The following is a 17,197-nucleotide window of genomic DNA, read 5'->3' as shown; positions in this document are numbered from 1 at the left end:
TCCAATCCTTGTTGATAGCGCAATTCACGCGCCTGAAGGACAAAAGAATCCCCGTCCTTTAGGGCGGGGAGTATGTCAATTTACAGATCGATCCAAACAAGCAGATTGCTTTAAGCTGCTGGGTTTCACCAAAAAGGACACGGTCTTACCCGTATTCAAGAGTCTATGATACCCTGAGTTTTTCTGGCAAAAAAGCGATGATAATTCCAATTTTGAAGGATGAGGGTAAACAGGGCGATCGAGACTTTCTCCAATGGGATACAATCTCTTTAATGAGTCTGTTGGGTGTTTACGTGATAATTGGCTACTATGTTGATGCTTCAAAAAGCACAAGATACACACATAAAATCACGGGTCAAAAGTTTAATTCAGAGCACATCATCAGCGAAATTGATCGCTTGATGTCTTATCAGTCCGATGCCTTGCACTGGAACATGACGCAAGTCGAAGGTATCGGCGAAATTGGCTCGCAGGCGTTGAATGCCTATTCGACTATATCCGAAAAATTAAGCGTGGAAATGCACTCTTGGGAATCTGCGGAACGTAGAATCAATATACTTCGTGAAGGTCAGGCAGAATTTAAGGCACTATCAAGGGACTTGGCAAGGCAGGCACAGGCAAGGGAAAGCGTCACCACGCAGCCCAAAGAGCTCGTAACGGGGATTAAAGGAAAGCTAACCATCAAGAATTATCTTGGTGGCAATTACTATTTAACCTGCGATGAGGTTGAGATCCATGGGGAGGAAATCCATCTGATTGAAGCGAAGCATGCGAACAAAGCTGAACTTCCCTCTCTCGGTGACATAAAAGATGGTTTGGTGAAGATGATACTATTTACGAACTTGGAGCATCTGAAAATTGATGAGACCAATTACAATCCTGTGCCGATTTTGAAGTTGACGACGGGTGAGGATTTCAACCTTAACTCGGTTAGTCGTTCACAGGCAAACCGTCTTACGGCTCTAAAGCAGGAAGCCGAAACCAATGGATTTCAGATTATAATCAATGATGATTTTTTTGCTTAACAAGGTATAATATGAAAGCAACCGTACTGCATGGAGATTGTGATTCGCTGTTAAACCAGCCGAACACTGCTTTTGGGAATATCGATCTTACTTTTCTCGATCCGCCCTTCAATCAGGATAAAGGTTACAACGAGTGGGATGATAACTTGCCTGAAGCGCAGTATTGGAAGTGGATGGGCGGTGTGTGCACAAAGGTTTATCAACAAACCGCTTCGGGCGGCGCAATCTATTTTATGCAGCGGGAGAAGAAAACTGAATCTGTGCTACGCTGTTTACGCGAAGCTGGGTGGACGTTTCAAAACTTGATTATTTGGAAAAAGAAAACGTCCGCTGTCCCCGGGGTGAATCGTTTTGGTAAGCACTACCAGATTATCGCGTTTGCAACGAAAGGAAAACGTCCAGGAGTCTTTCACCGTCTGCGAATCAATCCGCCGCTGCCTGCGGGCTACAAATATGAACGTGAAAACGGTATGTTCCTCACCGACGTGTGGGCCGATATTCGTGAGTTGACGGCGGGCTATTTTGCGGGAGATGAAGCCTTGCGGGATGCAGAGGGGAATCGCTTGCACAAGCAACAGACACCGATTCAACTTCTCCTTCGGATAATCCTTTCTTCGACAAATCCCGGCGATGTTGTATTAGATCCATTTGCGGGTTCAGGAACGACGTTGGTTGTTGCGGAACAGTTGGGGCGGAAATCAATCGGGGTTGAACTCGATAAAATTAATGTTGCAATCATCCGAGAAAGGCTTGCTGAACAAAGAAAAGCAGATGATATTTCAGGTTTATTCAAAGATTATGAATGCACACCGGACTTAGAAGCCATTTGGGGACGGGTTGGATTGAGGACCACAGCTACTTCTAAACAGATAGAACTTTTTGAGTCAAATCAAAATCGCGTTTGAGTCGATGAAGATTTTGAATCTATTTCACAGATTGAAATTTTCACCCTGCAACATCATTTCAACGGTCCCTTTTTAATTTTTCAAACGAATCTTTTTAGGATTTACGCGCATGGTCAGAAAATAGGGTATAATAGGGGTGCTGAGCCCCTTCCAATGCACCGAATATGACTATCAGGACTGACGCATTTCAGAGTTTTGACCTGTCAGTGCCCTGGCAAATCCCTGACATTTGGCGAGATTATGTTGACATTTAAGTGAAAAACGGTTCATAAACAGTGCGTATTTGGCAGGTCAGCAAGCCGTCTACACGCCCCTTCTGTTGGGTGGTAAAAATCTACAAACGCTCTGAAGCTAGGCCCCATCAGGGTTCAGACAGATACCCGCCAATGATGAACCCCCGATGGGAGGTTGATTTTTTTCTGGGACCTGACAGGGCCCTGCCAAATCACCGAATTGTATGGGTGGGGCATTGAAGCGGAGGTGTAAGTTCCGCGTAGCGGAAGGGGTTGGATTTTACCGTTCAACTGCGTAAATCCTACTTTTAGTAACGTAAGTTTCCAATGATCGCAATTATCGACTACGGCGCGGGCAACCTGACGAGTGTTGAACGCGCCGTCAAATATTTAGGCTACGACGGAAAAATTACCGCCGACCCCCAAACCATTTTGGGTGCAGAGAAAGTCATCTTTCCCGGCGTAGGTGCGGCGCGGGCAACAATGGATAACCTGAACGCGGCTGGGCTCGCGGAGATATTGCGGGAGGTTTACGAGTCGGGTAAGCCGATGTTAGGGATCTGTATCGGTATCCAGATCCTGTTTGAACATAGCGAAGAGGAGGATACCGATTGCCTCGGCATCCTGCCCGGCGTTGTCAAAAAATATAATCCCTCTCCGATTCAAAAAGTACCGCAGATCGGCTGGAACGAGGTGTATCAGACGCAGGCACATCCAATTTTTCAAGATGTTCCGAATCCTGCCCATTTCTATTTCGTTAATTCGTACTATCCCATACCGCGGGACGATTCGTATATCGTTGGGAAGACCATTTACGGCGTTAAATTTTCGAGTGTTGTTGCCCATCAGAACCTGATTGCGACGCAGTTCCATCTGGAGAAGAGTGGTCGGATCGGACTGAAGATGCTGGATAATTTCTTGTGCGATGGACAGTAGGAGTCTCTGCCATTTAGATTGTTGAGGTCTTGGTGCCCCGTCAGGAGTAACTCCTGCAACCGTGAATTACTCATGCTAACTTTCTTCCTGATATTCGTTGTCCTACTGATTAATCTGTTTGTTTACGGCTTGGATAGCCCGCAGAGCTACGGTGTTGCGTCGCATCTTTATTATGGAGTTATGATTCTTGCGGGGATCTATGACAACCGTCGCGGACAGTATCTGTTGCTTGCATTTACGACATTAGCCAATTGGGTACATGCTGGACTTTACTATGAGCAGATCCATTTGGGTGTGGTTGCAATCTTATATCCGATCGTCGCCTATTTCATTGTCCGCACCATCCAGCTTTTCAAAGCCCAACGCTCCACCACTGAGGTACAGCTTCAGCAGATAGATCAGACCAACACGGATCTGGAGAAACGGGTGGCTGATCTGTCTACCCTTTTTGAAATTGGTGATACGGCAAATACCGCTCTTGAATTAGATGAGCTGTTCCAAAAGATTATCAGAACCCTCGCTAACCGAATGGGGGTATACCGGGGTGCACTGAGAATTTGGGAAGATGACGAGTTGGTCAAAGAGGTTGAGGCTGTTTTTGGATTGACGGAGGCGGAGCTCCGGCGTGGTACTGATAGCCAAATTGACCTTATCCAACAACAGGTGCTCCAATCTGGTCAACCGATTGGTGTGCCACACAGTCGGACGCCGCTTGAGCGGATTGAGTTTCCAGATGCGAAATCAGTGCAGTCTAAAGATCCGATAGCTTTCTGGTGTGTTCCGGTGGTGGTGGATGAACAGGTAATTGGTACGCTGACAATTGATAAGGCATCGGACGAATTTTCGATTGAGGACGATATTCGTATCTTGACGATTATCGCTGCGATTGTGGCACAGCGCGTCAAGATCCAGCAGATGATTGATTCGCATGTTCAATCCGAACGCCTCGCAACGCTGGGCAAACTCGCGACGACTGTTGCTCACGAGGTGAGAAATCCACTTGGCGGGATCCGCGGCGCAGCGCAGTTGCTCCAACTCGAGGGGGAGTCGAATTCAGAGATTCAAGAGTATATTCAGGTCATTATCAGAGAGGTAGATCGGTTGAACCGCGTGGTTGAGCAGCTCCTTGGGTCCGGCAACCCACGAACTGCCGGTGTCAAGCCGGGCAGTATTGATGACTTGATCGACAATAGCCTCTCAATCTGTCAGCCGGAGTTAGATCGGGACAATATCCGCGTTGAAAAGAAATTGGCTGATAATTGTCCATTGGTTGCTGTAAACGCCGACGGAATGACGCAGGTGTTGTTGAACCTATTTCGGAATGCAATTGAGTCGATGGAAGATGGGGGTGTCTTGACGATTCAAACCGCCTATAATTCCGTGACTCAGGTGGTTCAAATTTATATCAAGGATACCGGGCGTGGTATACCGCCGGATGTTGCCTCGCGTTTGTTCGATCCGTTTTACACAACGAAGCAGAAAGGCACAGGACTTGGGTTGGCGATTAGCCAGCAAATTATTGAGGAACACGGCGGCGTCATTGAGTTCGACGTAACAGAACCCCAAGGGGCAACGTTTATCGTTACGCTGCCGGTTTGAGCAAATTCAGTGAATACAGATATGGCAAATGTGAAGAAGAAATTCGCGAGTTAATCGCTAATGAATTTCCGCGCCTAATAACCCAAAATCCCGAGATTCGTTATGAGTTAATCGGTGTTATGTCGGAGACTTTTGCCAAAAAAGAAGATATAACAGCGATTTTGAATGAGCTCAAGCAGATGCGTGAGGAATCTGAACGACAGCGGGTCGAATTCCGGCAGGAGATGCAAGTTCTACGTGAAGAGTCCAATCGGTTGCGTGAGGAGTCCGAGCAGCAGTGGGCTCACTTCAGGCAGGAGATGGCAGTCTTACGTGAAGAGTCCAATCGGTTGCGCGAGGAGTCCGAGCAGCGGTGGGTTGAATTCCGGGAAGAGATGCAAGTTCTACGCGAAGAGTCCAATCGGTTGCGTGAGGAATCTAGGGCGTCACGTGCATATCTAGATGATGAATTAAAGCGGTTTCACCATACCGTTCAAGGTCTGGGCGCGCGATGGGGATTGATGTCTGAAGAGGCATTCCTTAATGGGCTCGCTGCAATTTTGACTGATGAACTCGGCTTCCGGGTGGAACGGTACGAGGGTTATGACGATTCCGGATCGGTTTTCGGACAACCCGAACAGGTAGAAATGGATGTAATCATCCGGAACGGTTTAGTCGTTGCAATTGAAATTAAATCATCAGTTACCCGCGGCGATCTTTCCCTTTTTCAAAGGAAGATTGCGTTCTTTGAACAGACGGAAAATGTAACGGTCAATCGAAGGATTTTCATATCTCCGTTTGTTGATCCTAACGCTGTTGGATTGGCGGCACGGATGGGTATCGAACTCTACACCCACAGCTTAGATATTATGATTTAACTTATAGTGAATTCTAAAAATAAATAGACACTTTTGTCCCTCTGTGCAGCGATCCCGATTGATCGGGGCCAGTAGATGCGGTTTTCACCCGCACCGCATAGGCGCAGTTGGAAACAGCGCCTACCAAACAGGAGAACGGTAGGGGCGGTTTCCAACCACTTGCACTCCCCGGTAGGCGAGGTTTCTAACCTCGCCGATTGGCAGTGTCTCATTAATTCTAAGGTCCACTATAGCTTTGATGGTGTTTTTGCAGTTGCCGGTCTCGGTTCAGACAACTATCATTAGGTTTCTATGACACATTCAATTCTCATTGCTGACGACGACGATAGCATCCGCTTTGTGTTGGAGAAAGCCCTTCAGAAGGAAGGGTATCGTACATTTTCCGCCCGAAACGGGAAAGAAACGGTGGATCTCCTCCGCTCAGAAGCGATCGACACAATTTTTCTCGATATATTTATGCCTGATGTCAACGGGCTAGATCTGATTGAAGAGCTTCGGGACATTAATAAAACCGCATCAATTGTTATCATCACCGCCCACGGCACAACGCAAACAGCGATTGAAGCTGCAAAGCGGCACGCTTATGACTATGTGACCAAGCCTTTTGATCTCCAAGAGATCACACCTTTGGTATCTAGAGCGGTGTACGCGGCTGATCAAGCGAAAATGGTGATGGCGGAAGATTCCGCACCGGTGGATACTGTTGCACCACAGAACGGGGAGGATGAAGCCACTCAGATTGTTGGGGAAAGCGATGCGATGCACGTGATCTACCTGACCATTGGGCGCGCAGCAATCAGCGACGAAACGATTCTGATTATGGGTGAAAGCGGCACGGGTAAGGAATCGGTTGCCAAGGCAATCCACCAAAATAGTAGGCGGACCGATGAAGCGTTTGTGGTAGTCGATTGTAGCGCGATTCCCTCGGACTTGATCGAAAGTGCACTCTTTGGACATGTTAAAGGGGCGTACACAGGAGCCGACACCGCACGTGAAGGCAAATTTGAACAGGCGGACCGGGGAACAATTTTTCTGGACGAGGTTGGCGAATTACCGATAGAGGTACAGATGAAGTTGTTGCGTGTTCTCCAAGAGCGGGAGGTCGAGCCGATTGGATCAAATGAGATTCGCAAGGTAGATGTGCGGGTGATTGCCGCGACGAATCGACGCCTTGATTTGGCAATTCAGGAGGGTACGTTTCGGGAAGATCTGTTCTATCGGCTCAATGTCGTGCCAATCTTTTTGCCGCCCTTACGTGAACGGAAAGAGGATATCCCGGAACTGGTGGATTTTTTTATGTCCGGTTATGCTCGGGATTATGGTCAGCCCAAAGGGACAATTTCGCCCGAAGCGTTCAAGCTGCTGATGGTTTATGATTGGCCCGGAAATGTCCGCGAACTTGAGAATAGCTTGAAGCGTGCGCTCGTGATGTGTGCGGGTCAGGTACTCCTGCCGGAACATTTTGCGGAACTTGCTGGCGGACCAACGGTTTCTAGTACACAGGCACCTACAGGTTTTGAGAGCCGCCTCGCTTCGCTTATGCTGGAGCGCGTAGAGGAATTTATCGAATCGGGAGCTTCCTCAGGATCGCTTCACGCCGATATTCGCGCTGCCGTTGAGAAACCGCTCTTTGAGTTTATTCTTGAGCGTACCGGGTGGAATCGTAGGAAAGCCGCTGAAATTCTCGGAATCAATCGGAATACACTCCATTCCAAAATGGAGGAGTATGGAATTCAAAGGCGTTAGGTGGGAGCGCGTTTTATTAGCCTATGGATATTGCAAAGGTTATCGGTACCATTGTCGCAACTCGAAAAGATCCGAGCTTGGTGGGTTATCGGCTGTTGGTCGTACAACCCCTCGATGCGGAGGGCGGATCTATAGGCGATCCGGTCACCGCTGTTGATATACAAGGTGCGGCGGGGTATGGCGAATTGGTCTATATCGTCACCGGTGGAGACGCTGTATTTGTATCAGCGGAACGTACAATGCCGGTCGATGTGGCTGTGGTGGGAATTGTTGATTCGATTACCGTAACCGAAGAAGTGGAGGAGTGATGTACATTGCAAAGGTCATTGGTAAAGTGGTTTCGGTCATTAAGCACCCTGCCTATGACAATCGAACCCTTCTGCTTGTTCAACCGTTGAGTTTGAAATCGCAGTTGGTACGAACGCCGACGATCGCTGTTGACTATGTTGGGGCGGGAGAGAACGACATCGTGCTTGTTGGGGCAGGACCGGGCGTCGCCCAAGAGGTCTTTGAAATCGAAACTGCTCCCATAAGAGAGTTGGTTATGGGAATCATTGATCGGTTTGATGTGTCGAGTGAGGCGTGAAACGTGAAACGTAAAGTGTCATGTGTCGTAGTTAATGTGTGACGTTATCGCAGATTTGCCTACCTGCGCACTTGTCGAAAGGACACGACACTTTGTTTATTCCACTGCCGAGCAGACCATCGACACAGAAGTCTTTCAACCCGCGTGCGGTCCAATTCTTGATTGTTACAAATTTATTGGTTTTTGTATACCAGCTTTATGCGTTCTATCAAGGGGTGTCGTTGGCAGAAGTATCTGGAGCAATTCCCAACCAGATTATGCAGCGCTATTCGTTTCTACCACCGCTTCCAAACCTTTTTGATAGGACACTCCTCACCTCTCTATTTTTACACGATGTGCACATCTTACAGGGCGGACTTATCCACATTATTGGTAACATGTTGTATCTCTCGGCTTTTGGTCCGACCCTTGAAAGTATGATTGGGAGCCTGAAATTTCTCCTGTTCTACCTGTTGTGCGGCGTGTTGGCGACGCTCTGTTACGTAATGATTTACTACGATTCTAACTTGCCCCTGATTGGTGCGAGCGGTGCAATCGCTGGTGTAATGGGGGCGCACTTTATCGCCTGTCCTAGGGCGCGTGTCCGATGCCTTGTCTTTATCTATATCATCTCTGTGCCCGCGATTGTTTTGTTGTTACCTTGGATCGCTATTCAGTTAGTTAATGTCTATTTTTCGTTTCAAGGTGCATCTATCGCTTGGCTGGCGCATGTTGGGGGGTTTGGTGTGGGGATGTTTCTTATCAGAAAATTCCAACGGACTTGGTTTCGTCCTAAACATGAACCCTTCCACATTCGTCCTTATGTTCGATAGCGCTGTTTTTTTGTTACAAAAATTCCCGTCAAGGTTGGGATTCAGAGCAACATGACGCGTTGTGGCGAGGCAGGATTCTCCGCTTGCGGGATTCGGGTGGATTTCTTTCAGGCGGAGAAAGGTGCTTGACTAACGAGGTTGCCTGCTTTTTCACATGAATGCGGTTATGTGACATAGGATTGCGAGGTGGAAAGATGAACGCTCTAAAACAATTTGGGATTTTCTTGTTGTTACTTGCCTGTGTTGGTTTGTCGGGTTGCGTTTGGTCTTCTCTATTAGAGAATTCATGGAGTGAGAACTTCGCGCTGGCGAACTATGGATCAAAGGCAAACCATCCAGCGCTCAATGATGGGCGGTTAGACACGGTTGCGGCTGTAGCGGCGAAAAATGAACGGATCTTTACGGTACGGTTCCCGGAGGTCAAACCCGTTCGGAAGATTATCATTCATAACGTTAATCTCTTCTGGTTTCATGTGGACTATTGGGATATTGATAAGTTTGAGTGGAAAACAGTGCACTCTGTGCGTCAATTGCGGGATATTGCGGTTAAATTGTAAGACAAACACTATCCGTATCAATGTCTCCCGCACGGTCGATGATAACGTTGTTACAAAGGTGCTCTTATCGCCCGGTGACAAGGTTGTAGATCGGAGGACCACACTCGCGGGAGCGTATTATCCTCACTTCCGTGTCATCCAGCCAGCATTGGCACAGGTCCGTGAGATTGAAGTGTATCATCTGGCATCGAAGTAGGGCTGATGCCAAAATTTTGAATTAACGTTTTATTGCAACTGATACCCCATCACGGAGCGGTATGATTGTCGTGAACACATCGGGGGAACTGTAGAGCAGCCGCGTCAATTCCTTGACCCCGACTGTGGTTTTGTGCACCCATTGTTCCTCTTCATCAAGTCCCTGCACGTCAGCATCGGTATCGTATGTGACGACACGCCCCAGCCATAGCATGTTGTCTGTGATAAAGAGTCCGCCGCTCCTGAGCCGTGGAATTGCCTTACGAAACGCTTCGGGATAACCATCTTTGTCGATGTCGTTATAGATGATGTCAAATTCCCCTTCGGTTTCGTCGATGATTTCAAGGGCGTTTCCAACGCGATAGTCGATGCGATCGGCGATCCCGCCTCGCGCAAGATAATCCGCCGCACGATCCGCATTTTCCTGCGAGCCGTCGGTACAGATGATACGCCCTTCCGGCTGTCGTAATGCCTTTGCCATCCAATACGCCGAATAGCCGAAACCGGATCCCATCTCGAAAATCCGCGTTGGGTTCGTCAGCAGCACCAGTTGATGTAACACGCGACCAACGAGCGGTCCCACAATCGGGAAACGGCGTTCCCGTGCGTATGCCTCCATCTCTGTTAGCACCTCGTCGCGTGCTGGAATAACATCAAGTAGGTATTCGTCAATTGATGGATGAAGCACGTCCAAACGTTCCATGAATCCCTCCTATTCTATCTGAAAAAAACAGTGCGTAACGAGTCATGCGTAAGGTCTTTTCTTTGGGTATTGTGTGTTAGGGGTTTATTTTTGAGACCTTATCAATAATAAGTATATCCCACAAGGTTATATTATGGTGAATTCAAAAAATAACGAGACACTTTCGCTCCCCGCGTGGTGCGGTTACAAACCGCACCTACCGGGTCTGAGGGCAATGCGGTTCGGTTTGGGGTGTTTCATTAATCCTAAGATCTACTATAAGTATGCCATAAAATTGTGTCCGAGTCTATATTTTCCGCGCACTATAGTCTTTAGATTGGTAGACCCTGCACAGTTGACTTTTCCGTTTTTGGTAAGGTGGGAGTGTAAATATCTCAGTTAATTCACCACATCGCTCTAGTGAGCGGAGTGTTTTTCCGGGCGGCAGCTTTTTCTCGTAAAATCTGGCTAAAAACCATCATTTCGTTTTGACTTTTGGTGCTTCAATATCGCAAACTTTTGTAATTTGATTGTGGATGTAAAATTTATTATGGTGAATTAGATAAATAAGTAGACGTTTACCAATAACTCCGACCGTCGCGAAGTTTTCCAAGTCCCCCTGATAACGGTTTCCCCCTTGATAAGGGGGGCTAGGGGGGTTGGGGGATTTAGGAGGTTGGTTGTGCATTTGGAGTGTCTAAATAATTCTAAAATCTACCATAAATAAATTGCCGGCGGTTTATGTGACCGGACAGGGGCAGATTTATCATTGTGGTAATTGCATCCATTTGGAAGACCTAGCCAAGGTGTATAAGATTCCATTGGAGTTTGCCAAATGGATGGACTACCCCCCGCGCGGTAATTGTGAACCTGATAAGAATGTCCTGTAAAAGAGTCTTATCGGACATTTTTTCCCGCCTTAACTTCCTTACCTCCGCCTCAATCCTCTCCAAAAAAGAGTTGCAATCTTCATGGTAAATCTGCCATAATATGGCAAGTCTACCATGAAGTGAGAGGAAGATATAATTTTGAACGAAGCGATGAAAGATGTAACTTGGATTGGGGGTTCTCGCGAGCAAGTCCGAAAGTTCCCGAAAGCCGTAAGACGGGCAGTCGGTGAAGCGTTGCGTTTTGCGCAGCGCGGTGCTAAACACCCTAAAGCAAAACCGATGCGGGGCATTGGATCAGGCGTATGGGAAATTGTCGCACGTTACGATACAGACACATATCGTGCCGTTTACACCGTAAACATTGGCAATAAAATCTATGTGCTCCATGCGTTTCAGAAGAAATCGACTCGCGGGATCAGAACCCCGAAACGAGAAATTGATTTGATAAAGCAGCGACTTACCATCGCGCAACAACTGGGAGCTCCGGGAATGTGTTTAAGGATTTGGGATTTTCTGATGCCGAAGCCGAGCGAGCCTTGTTGAAGGCAGATTTAGCTGTTGAGATCTACAAAATCATAGAAGCGCAAAAGCTCACACAGGCAAAAGCGGGGAAAATCCTCGGTATTGACCCCTCCGACATTTCAAGACTGAAAGCTGGTGATTTTAACCGCTTTAGCGTAGAGCGACTGTTTACACTTCTCAATCGCTTTAACCGCAACATTGAGATCCGGATTACACCAGCAGAAGATGGAGAGGGACATCAGCGGATCGTTGCGGTTTAGGGGCGTTAAATCAGATAATATCCGGTAACGGGTCTTATCGGATATTATTGGGCAATTTTTGGCGAAATCTGAAATTCTCGATCCAGTCATAGCGCGGATTCTAACAGTCTCAATAAGCAAAAAATATGTCCGATAACCCAAAGACAACGGATAATGCGTAAAAAAGGAGCATAATAATCGCACAATGGGGAATTGTTAAAAGAACACGCGCTGACGAAACAGAAAGTTTTGGTATCCAAAGAAAAGGGGAACGTGGCAACTGGGTGGCACTTCAAACGGTTTCAGACAACCATCATAAAGGATCTGAAAATGGCACAAGGGCAGTCCAATCTTTGGGCAAAATCCTATATCAACGATGGATATTTAATGCTTCCAGATCTTATTACACCGGAAGAATGTAACGAGTTGAAAGCGGAGATGCTGAAAATTTTTCGAGGCGATTATCCGTGTGAGGCGATCCCTCCGATGCCGGAAATAGCAAGTGAGAAGAAAGTATTGGATAGAATTATGTGCGTCGGTGAACCGCATGTCTTTAGCCCTTTGGTTCGGCATTACATTGAACATCCTAAAATCTGTGAAGTACTTCGAGAGATTGTTGGGGCACACATCCCATTTTGGGATGGCGGAATCAAGTGCATGCAGTCGATGATGCTGAGCAAAGTCCCTGGGCATACCGGTAACCCGTGGCATCAGGACGAACATCCGATTCCGACACGGGATAGGTCGCTGATCGGTGTGTGGACCGCGTTAGATGACGCCACAATTGAGAACGGCTGCCTTTGGGTTCTGCCGAACAGCCATCGTTCGGGTGTAATTTACGATCGCGTACCGCACAACAAACGCGATGAATTCGACAGCTGCCAAGAAGCGACTGGTTTTGATGACGCGGACGAGATTCCGATTGAGATGTCGGCTGGTAGTGTCCTCTTTTTCAACGGTTACCTCTTGCACCGCTCCAAAAAGAATCGAAGTGACAAATTTCGGCGCATCCTTGTGAGCCACTATTGTTCAACAGCATCGTGGCTGGGCTGGAAGGGGGAGCGCAATTACCGTGGTGTTATCACTATCGCTGGTGAAGATCCGTACATTGACGAAGGGCATGTCATCCCGAACGTCTGGGCACGATGGGAGTAAGGACTCCGTTGCGCCACAAAAGCAGATGGCGAAGCAAGTTGAGCGCAACGAAATCCCGATCTTATCGGGGATGCCCCACCTACAACTTTAGCGGTGAGTGGACTGTAAACCTGTCTGCTTTAAGATTCCCCAGAGCGTTGTTCGCTTGTATGTGTTTGGGGAAACGGGCAAACCCGCTGGCACCCATGCAGGAGAAAATTCCAGTCCCGGATCTTGTGTCAACTGTTGTATCTCCCCGTCCGCCACTCTAATTAAATGGATATCTTTATTTCCGCCGGCAGTTGACACATAGGCAATCCATTGTCTATCAGGCGATTCGGTAGGTTCGTCGCAGGCTTGTGGGACGTTTGCTAACTTTCGGGCATTTCCCGCATTGACATCTATGGCAAACAGGGTAGGAACTTTTGCACCAGCGAGCATATCGCTAGACAAGTAGATCTCTTTGCCGTTAGCTGCCCAAGTGGGGTTTGTCGCGGATACTTGTGTGAGGGCTCGCTGTTTTTTGCCATTTGCGTTCATCAGATGGATAGCACCGAAACCGTCCAGTGTGGTACGGAACGCGATCCACTGCCCGTCCGGCGACCACGCCGGTGTTGAATTGTGCCCGCCCTTGTTTGTGAGTTGTTGTGCCTTCTTGCCGCTTGGGTTCATTATGTAGATGTCAGTATCTGGTGCATGCTCTCTGTGATGGTTGGATGCAAATGCAATCCAGCGTCCATCCGGCGACCAAGCGGGATCGATGTCAGTCGCGCGATTGTTTGTTAGCCGTTGAGATTCCTTGTTTTTCATCTCCATCACGTAAATCTCTGGATTGCCATCCCTGTGTGAAACGAAAGCGAAAGCACTGGCATCTGGTGCCCACGTCGGGGAAGAGTCCTCCGCCGGATGGTTGGTTAAGTTGACGGGATTCTTGCGATTGATATCCATGATGTAGATATCGAGATTTCCGGTCAGATCAGCGGTGAAGGAAATCGTCTTATTGCCCCAAGCATTTATAGTCAGCAGACTGCTCGCTATCAGCAACATTTTCCAAACTAATTTTTGTTTCATGGATAAGTTTTTCCTATCTTCTTGCACTTTTCGGTCAATCAAGGCGAACCACTACTTTGTTAAAACGTGACCGAAATACCTAGTGTTGGTAGAATCGGCAGCATCGGTTCTTCATCGATCTCGCAATCGAGCAGCACACCTGTTTCCTCGTCGAGCGTCTCACTGAACGCATATTGGTCAATGTTAGTACGATTGTAGAGATTTAAGATCTGGAAATACCATGTGAGTTCCCACCGGCTGTATGGATTCCGTTTCGTAAACCGAAAATCGAGACTGTGATAAGGTGGTAGCCGCTCTGAATGCGTCGCTCCAAACTGTCGGTCGCACGCGAGGTCACTCCCCGGCTGCGAAACCAGCGCATGCGTCAACGGCGTTCTCGGTTCGCCGGTATGGAAACGCCAAGTCAGGTAGAGATGCCACCCCCGTGACAGCTGATGACTACTACTGAGCGCGAGGGAATGCCGTCGGTCGGACTGCCGAAAAAATGTCTCACCGGCTGCACTTTCTTTCGCGATGGTGTACGCATAGCCGGCTCCCCACGTCAACCGATCTGAAACTGCATGTGTCACGAAAACATCCATCCCTTTTGCCTCTCCAGATTCCGGAGGTACAAAAATCTGAGTCTGTCGTCCGAACTCCCTGAGCCGCCCTGAAAGATTGTCCAATGTTTTGTAATACGCCTCCAAACGGAACAAGAAATTAGCGTTTGGATGGTATTCACCGCTGAGAATGTAATGAACCGCCTGTTCGGCGCGTCCAGCGGTCTGAACGTTATCCTCCACAGGAATATTCATCATAGAAATGGGTTGGTGATAGATCCCCCACGCGCCGCGCAACACCAGTTTCTCTGTTGGGCGGACTGCAAGTGCAATCCGAGGTCCGATCTCATAGCTTTGGATACCGGCGGCGCGATAGTCCTGAAACAGGTACCGTCCTCCCACATTGAGCGCGAGTTTCGGATGTAGCTGCCACTCGTCTTGGAGGAACATCTTAATTTCGCTGCCGCTGTCTTCAAAGTCTGCGAGGACTCGTGCGTATTGGTCTATGCCGGGCTGCCGTTCTCGGACATCGTAATCGTATTGCGCTGCTGTCAAACGCCATTCTATTCCGCTACGAAACAGATGTTTATCCAAAAAACCGGCTGTGAATTCCGTTTTGGCACCGAAGAAACGGAACGAACGGACATCAAAATTCTCCGTTCCGGTCTGCCGATCATGCGCTGCGGTCCCGGCAAAAACGAACACATCAGACCAGTTCGTCGTACCAAAGTGATGCCGCCACCGCGTCCAAACGGTTAGATTATCGTAACGCGAATCTAAATTATTGTCGGGGTCCCCTTGCCGAATCCGATTCTTATCCCAGCCATAAAGTCCATTGAGCGTGAGTGTATCTGTCTGTGTCGGCGTATAGGTCACTTTCCCGTAAAGATCCGCGTATTGTGGCTTGTAGTCCTCGTCGAAATCAATCATTGCAAGGATCAGGTCAACGTAACCTCGACGTGCCGACAGGCGCCATGACCCCTTTTCTGATAAGGGACCCTCCACCATTGCGGTTGTATTAATAAGGTCAAGCCCGAAATTAGCAGAAACTTTCTCAATCTCTCCCTCTTTCGTTGTGATGTCAAACACACCGGCCATTTTATCACCATACTCCGCTGGGAAACCACCCATCAACAGTTCGACGCGCTGGATCAAATCGAGCCCAACGAGTGAAACAGCGCCTCCCCAGTCTTGTAGGTGGTACGGATCGAAGAGTTCCATCCCGTCTAACCTCACCAAGATATCGTCCTTTTCACCCCCACGCACACTGAATCGTGCGCTGTAATCGCTCGCAACAACCCCCGGAAAAATGTGTGCAGCCCGCATCACATCGTTATCAACCAACGGAAACCGCTCAATTCGTTGCTTTGAGAGTGATAACTTTGAGGGTGTCCCATCATCAATCGCGAACCGGCCGGGTGTCACCACAATTTCGTCGAGCTCAACGGGTTTTGTGTCATCTTCTGCTGAAACGCTAAGGTAACTTGCAATTCCAAAAAGTAGAAGATGTAGACAGATTGCGCGGAGGGATTTAATCATGAATTTGGCCCTCACAATATTTAAGTGCTTCTGCGATTATAACACATAGTAGGTAAGCAGGCAATAGTAGCTGAGGAAATACACAGAGCCATTTATAGTGAATTATATAAATAGGCAGACATTGAAAAGCAGTAGACACACGCCGCCCTGATAGATCGGGATTCAAAGCAATATACCGTAGCTCTGCGAACAAAGTTTCTGACCTCGCTCGTTCACAGTATTAGGAGTTTGCAAATCGATTGATTTTATCGCGCAACGATCATCCGGCGCGTCGTCTGATAATCCCCTACCACTAGCGTGTAGAAATACACCCCGCTGCTGACCCCTTCCCCCATGTCATTGCGGCCATCCCAATATGCTGCTTGTTCCCGTGACATATAATTGCCGGCAGGTTTGGTGCCCAGATCCAACGTCCTTACCAGATATCCAGCGACATCATAAATGTGAATTTTTACATAGGCAGCCTCTGCTAGCTGGTAGGGTATCCACGTTTCGGGATTGAACGGGTTGGGATAGTTTGGCAGCAATTTCGTTTCCGTGATCAACGGCTTCATGTGGGATAACCACGCTTTGAGCATGTCGTGGGCAAGACGTGCCTCACGTGAGGGGATTGCCAGTGATTCTAAAGCTGCAAGGGCTTGGAATTGACGCTTGACACTTGATGGGTGATAATTGGCAGTTGGGTTTGAATCCTCAACAGGTAGCGCAGGTGCTGCAGCGTTTTCGCTTAAATTCACGCTGATAAGTATTAAATCGGCCACATCCACGGTCCCGTCGCCATTGACATCTCCGGCGAGATGAGTGCTAACTTGTCCGAATTGAAGGGCAGCCTGTATCAGATCTAGAATATTCACGACTCCATCCCGATTAACGTCCGGGGATGGGAACGAATCTGCTGGGGGAATCGGAGGCTTGTCCTCTGTTCCATTATTCAAGTTGTTCTTGGCTCCCTCATTAATCCAATCAATGATGAGTTGGATCTGAGCTGCCGGCAAAGGTGGACCGCTAGGCGGCATTTCGCCCTCAACAATTTGTTCGACCAGTTCGCTCCTTCGCGCATTGCCTGCAATGACAATAGCACCATCATTGCCTCCTGCAATCAGGGCATCATACGTACGGAGATCTATACC

At 48.2% G+C, this 17,197-nt stretch carries 17 protein-coding genes; 13 read left to right on the top strand and 4 right to left on the bottom strand.

Going from position 1 to position 17,197, the window contains the following annotated elements; all coding sequences use genetic code 11:
* Window positions 1–197 precede the first annotated feature (197 nt).
* The 10 genes from J4G02_20225 to J4G02_20180 all read left to right on the top strand — a co-directional run bounded on the left by J4G02_20225 (window position 198) and on the right by J4G02_20180 (window position 9,256).
* The gene (locus tag J4G02_20225) at window positions 198–1,025 is read left to right on the top strand and encodes a hypothetical protein (GenBank protein ID MCE2396853.1); all 828 of its coding nucleotides are present in this window, start codon (window positions 198–200) and stop codon (window positions 1,023–1,025) included.
* Between the two features lie 11 nt (window positions 1,026–1,036).
* Window positions 1,037–1,930 carry a site-specific DNA-methyltransferase gene (locus J4G02_20220; GenBank protein MCE2396852.1) on the top strand — a complete coding sequence of 298 codons (894 nt, stop codon included), beginning with the start codon at window positions 1,037–1,039 and terminating at the stop codon, window positions 1,928–1,930.
* 560 nt (window positions 1,931–2,490) lie between these two features.
* Window positions 2,491–3,099 carry an imidazole glycerol phosphate synthase subunit HisH gene (gene hisH / locus J4G02_20215; GenBank protein MCE2396851.1) on the top strand — a complete coding sequence of 203 codons (609 nt, stop codon included), beginning with the start codon at window positions 2,491–2,493 and terminating at the stop codon, window positions 3,097–3,099.
* 72 nt (window positions 3,100–3,171) lie between these two features.
* Window positions 3,172–4,698: a GAF domain-containing protein gene (locus J4G02_20210; GenBank protein ID MCE2396850.1), complete on the top strand. Its 1,527-nt coding sequence runs from the start codon at window positions 3,172–3,174 to the stop codon at window positions 4,696–4,698.
* Window positions 4,695–5,555, top strand: coding sequence for a DUF3782 domain-containing protein (locus J4G02_20205; GenBank protein ID MCE2396849.1), 861 nt, complete (start codon window positions 4,695–4,697; stop codon window positions 5,553–5,555). The genes J4G02_20210 and J4G02_20205 overlap by 4 nt, the downstream gene beginning before the upstream one ends.
* A gap of 291 nt (window positions 5,556–5,846) precedes the next feature.
* On the top strand, window positions 5,847–7,301 hold the full coding sequence (locus J4G02_20200) for a sigma-54-dependent Fis family transcriptional regulator (protein MCE2396848.1): 1,455 nt from the start codon (window positions 5,847–5,849) through the stop codon (window positions 7,299–7,301).
* Between the two features lie 23 nt (window positions 7,302–7,324).
* On the top strand, window positions 7,325–7,609 hold the full coding sequence (locus tag J4G02_20195; GenBank protein ID MCE2396847.1) for a EutN/CcmL family microcompartment protein: 285 nt from the start codon (window positions 7,325–7,327) through the stop codon (window positions 7,607–7,609).
* Entirely contained in the window at window positions 7,609–7,887 is a 279-nt protein-coding gene (locus tag J4G02_20190) for a EutN/CcmL family microcompartment protein (GenBank protein ID MCE2396846.1), read from the top strand. The genes J4G02_20195 and J4G02_20190 overlap by 1 nt, the downstream gene beginning before the upstream one ends.
* A 92-nt stretch (window positions 7,888–7,979) precedes the next feature.
* Complete coding sequence (locus J4G02_20185; protein ID MCE2396845.1) at window positions 7,980–8,699, top strand: rhomboid family intramembrane serine protease; 720 nt, start codon at window positions 7,980–7,982, stop codon at window positions 8,697–8,699.
* 194 nt (window positions 8,700–8,893) lie between these two features.
* On the top strand, window positions 8,894–9,256 hold the full coding sequence (locus J4G02_20180; protein ID MCE2396844.1) for a hypothetical protein: 363 nt from the start codon (window positions 8,894–8,896) through the stop codon (window positions 9,254–9,256).
* Window positions 9,257–9,473: 217 nt separating this feature from the next.
* Here J4G02_20180 and J4G02_20175 read toward each other — a convergent pair whose 3' ends face one another.
* A complete protein-coding gene (locus J4G02_20175; GenBank protein ID MCE2396843.1) occupies window positions 9,474–10,154 on the bottom strand; it encodes an O-methyltransferase in 681 nt (226 codons plus the stop codon).
* Window positions 10,155–11,161: 1,007 nt separating this feature from the next.
* On the opposite strand from J4G02_20175, the gene J4G02_20170 reads away from it, so the two are divergent.
* From J4G02_20170 to J4G02_20160, 3 genes are all read left to right on the top strand, one after another.
* Window positions 11,162–11,566, top strand: coding sequence for a type II toxin-antitoxin system RelE/ParE family toxin (locus J4G02_20170; GenBank protein ID MCE2396842.1), 405 nt, complete (start codon window positions 11,162–11,164; stop codon window positions 11,564–11,566).
* Window positions 11,515–11,805, top strand: coding sequence for an XRE family transcriptional regulator (locus tag J4G02_20165; GenBank protein ID MCE2396841.1), 291 nt, complete (start codon window positions 11,515–11,517; stop codon window positions 11,803–11,805). Before J4G02_20170 ends, J4G02_20165 begins: the two co-directional genes overlap by 52 nt.
* 192 nt (window positions 11,806–11,997) lie before the next feature.
* A complete protein-coding gene (locus tag J4G02_20160; GenBank protein ID MCE2396840.1) occupies window positions 11,998–12,939 on the top strand; it encodes a phytanoyl-CoA dioxygenase family protein in 942 nt (313 codons plus the stop codon).
* Window positions 12,940–13,026: 87 nt separating this feature from the next.
* On the opposite strand, the gene J4G02_20155 is transcribed toward J4G02_20160, so the two are convergent.
* The 3 genes from J4G02_20155 to J4G02_20145 all read right to left on the bottom strand — a co-directional run bounded on the left by J4G02_20155 (window position 13,027) and on the right by J4G02_20145 (window position 17,083).
* The gene (locus J4G02_20155; protein MCE2396839.1) at window positions 13,027–13,989 is read right to left on the bottom strand and encodes a PD40 domain-containing protein; all 963 of its coding nucleotides are present in this window, start codon (window positions 13,987–13,989) and stop codon (window positions 13,027–13,029) included.
* A gap of 59 nt (window positions 13,990–14,048) precedes the next feature.
* The gene (locus J4G02_20150; GenBank protein ID MCE2396838.1) at window positions 14,049–16,067 is read right to left on the bottom strand and encodes a TonB-dependent receptor; all 2,019 of its coding nucleotides are present in this window, start codon (window positions 16,065–16,067) and stop codon (window positions 14,049–14,051) included.
* Between the two features lie 245 nt (window positions 16,068–16,312).
* On the bottom strand, window positions 16,313–17,083 hold the full coding sequence (locus J4G02_20145) for a T9SS type A sorting domain-containing protein (protein MCE2396837.1): 771 nt from the start codon (window positions 17,081–17,083) through the stop codon (window positions 16,313–16,315).
* Between the last annotated feature and the right edge of the window lie 114 nt (window positions 17,084–17,197).

This window comes from Candidatus Poribacteria bacterium, from assembly GCA_021295755.1.
GTDB lineage: Bacteria > Poribacteria > WGA-4E > WGA-4E > PCPOR2b > PCPOR2b.
Note: the sequence above shows the minus strand (reverse complement) of the source record. Positions and strands in the feature narration are given on the sequence as shown.

Coding starts and splice junctions, on each gene's coding strand:
- J4G02_20225 (MCE2396853.1), top strand. CDS start 198: ATGATAATTCCAATTTTGAAGGATGAGGGTAAACAGGGCGATCGAGAC.
- J4G02_20220 (MCE2396852.1), top strand. CDS start 1,037: ATGAAAGCAACCGTACTGCATGGAGATTGTGATTCGCTGTTAAACCAG.
- hisH (MCE2396851.1), top strand. CDS start 2,491: ATGATCGCAATTATCGACTACGGCGCGGGCAACCTGACGAGTGTTGAA.
- J4G02_20210 (MCE2396850.1), top strand. CDS start 3,172: ATGCTAACTTTCTTCCTGATATTCGTTGTCCTACTGATTAATCTGTTT.
- J4G02_20200 (MCE2396848.1), top strand. CDS start 5,847: ATGACACATTCAATTCTCATTGCTGACGACGACGATAGCATCCGCTTT.
- J4G02_20195 (MCE2396847.1), top strand. CDS start 7,325: ATGGATATTGCAAAGGTTATCGGTACCATTGTCGCAACTCGAAAAGAT.
- J4G02_20190 (MCE2396846.1), top strand. CDS start 7,609: ATGTACATTGCAAAGGTCATTGGTAAAGTGGTTTCGGTCATTAAGCAC.
- J4G02_20180 (MCE2396844.1), top strand. CDS start 8,894: ATGAACGCTCTAAAACAATTTGGGATTTTCTTGTTGTTACTTGCCTGT.
- J4G02_20175 (MCE2396843.1), bottom strand. CDS start 10,154: ATGGAACGTTTGGACGTGCTTCATCCATCAATTGACGAATACCTACTT.
- J4G02_20155 (MCE2396839.1), bottom strand. CDS start 13,989: ATGAAACAAAAATTAGTTTGGAAAATGTTGCTGATAGCGAGCAGTCTG.
- J4G02_20150 (MCE2396838.1), bottom strand. CDS start 16,067: ATGATTAAATCCCTCCGCGCAATCTGTCTACATCTTCTACTTTTTGGA.
- J4G02_20145 (MCE2396837.1), bottom strand. CDS start 17,083: ATGCCGCCTAGCGGTCCACCTTTGCCGGCAGCTCAGATCCAACTCATC.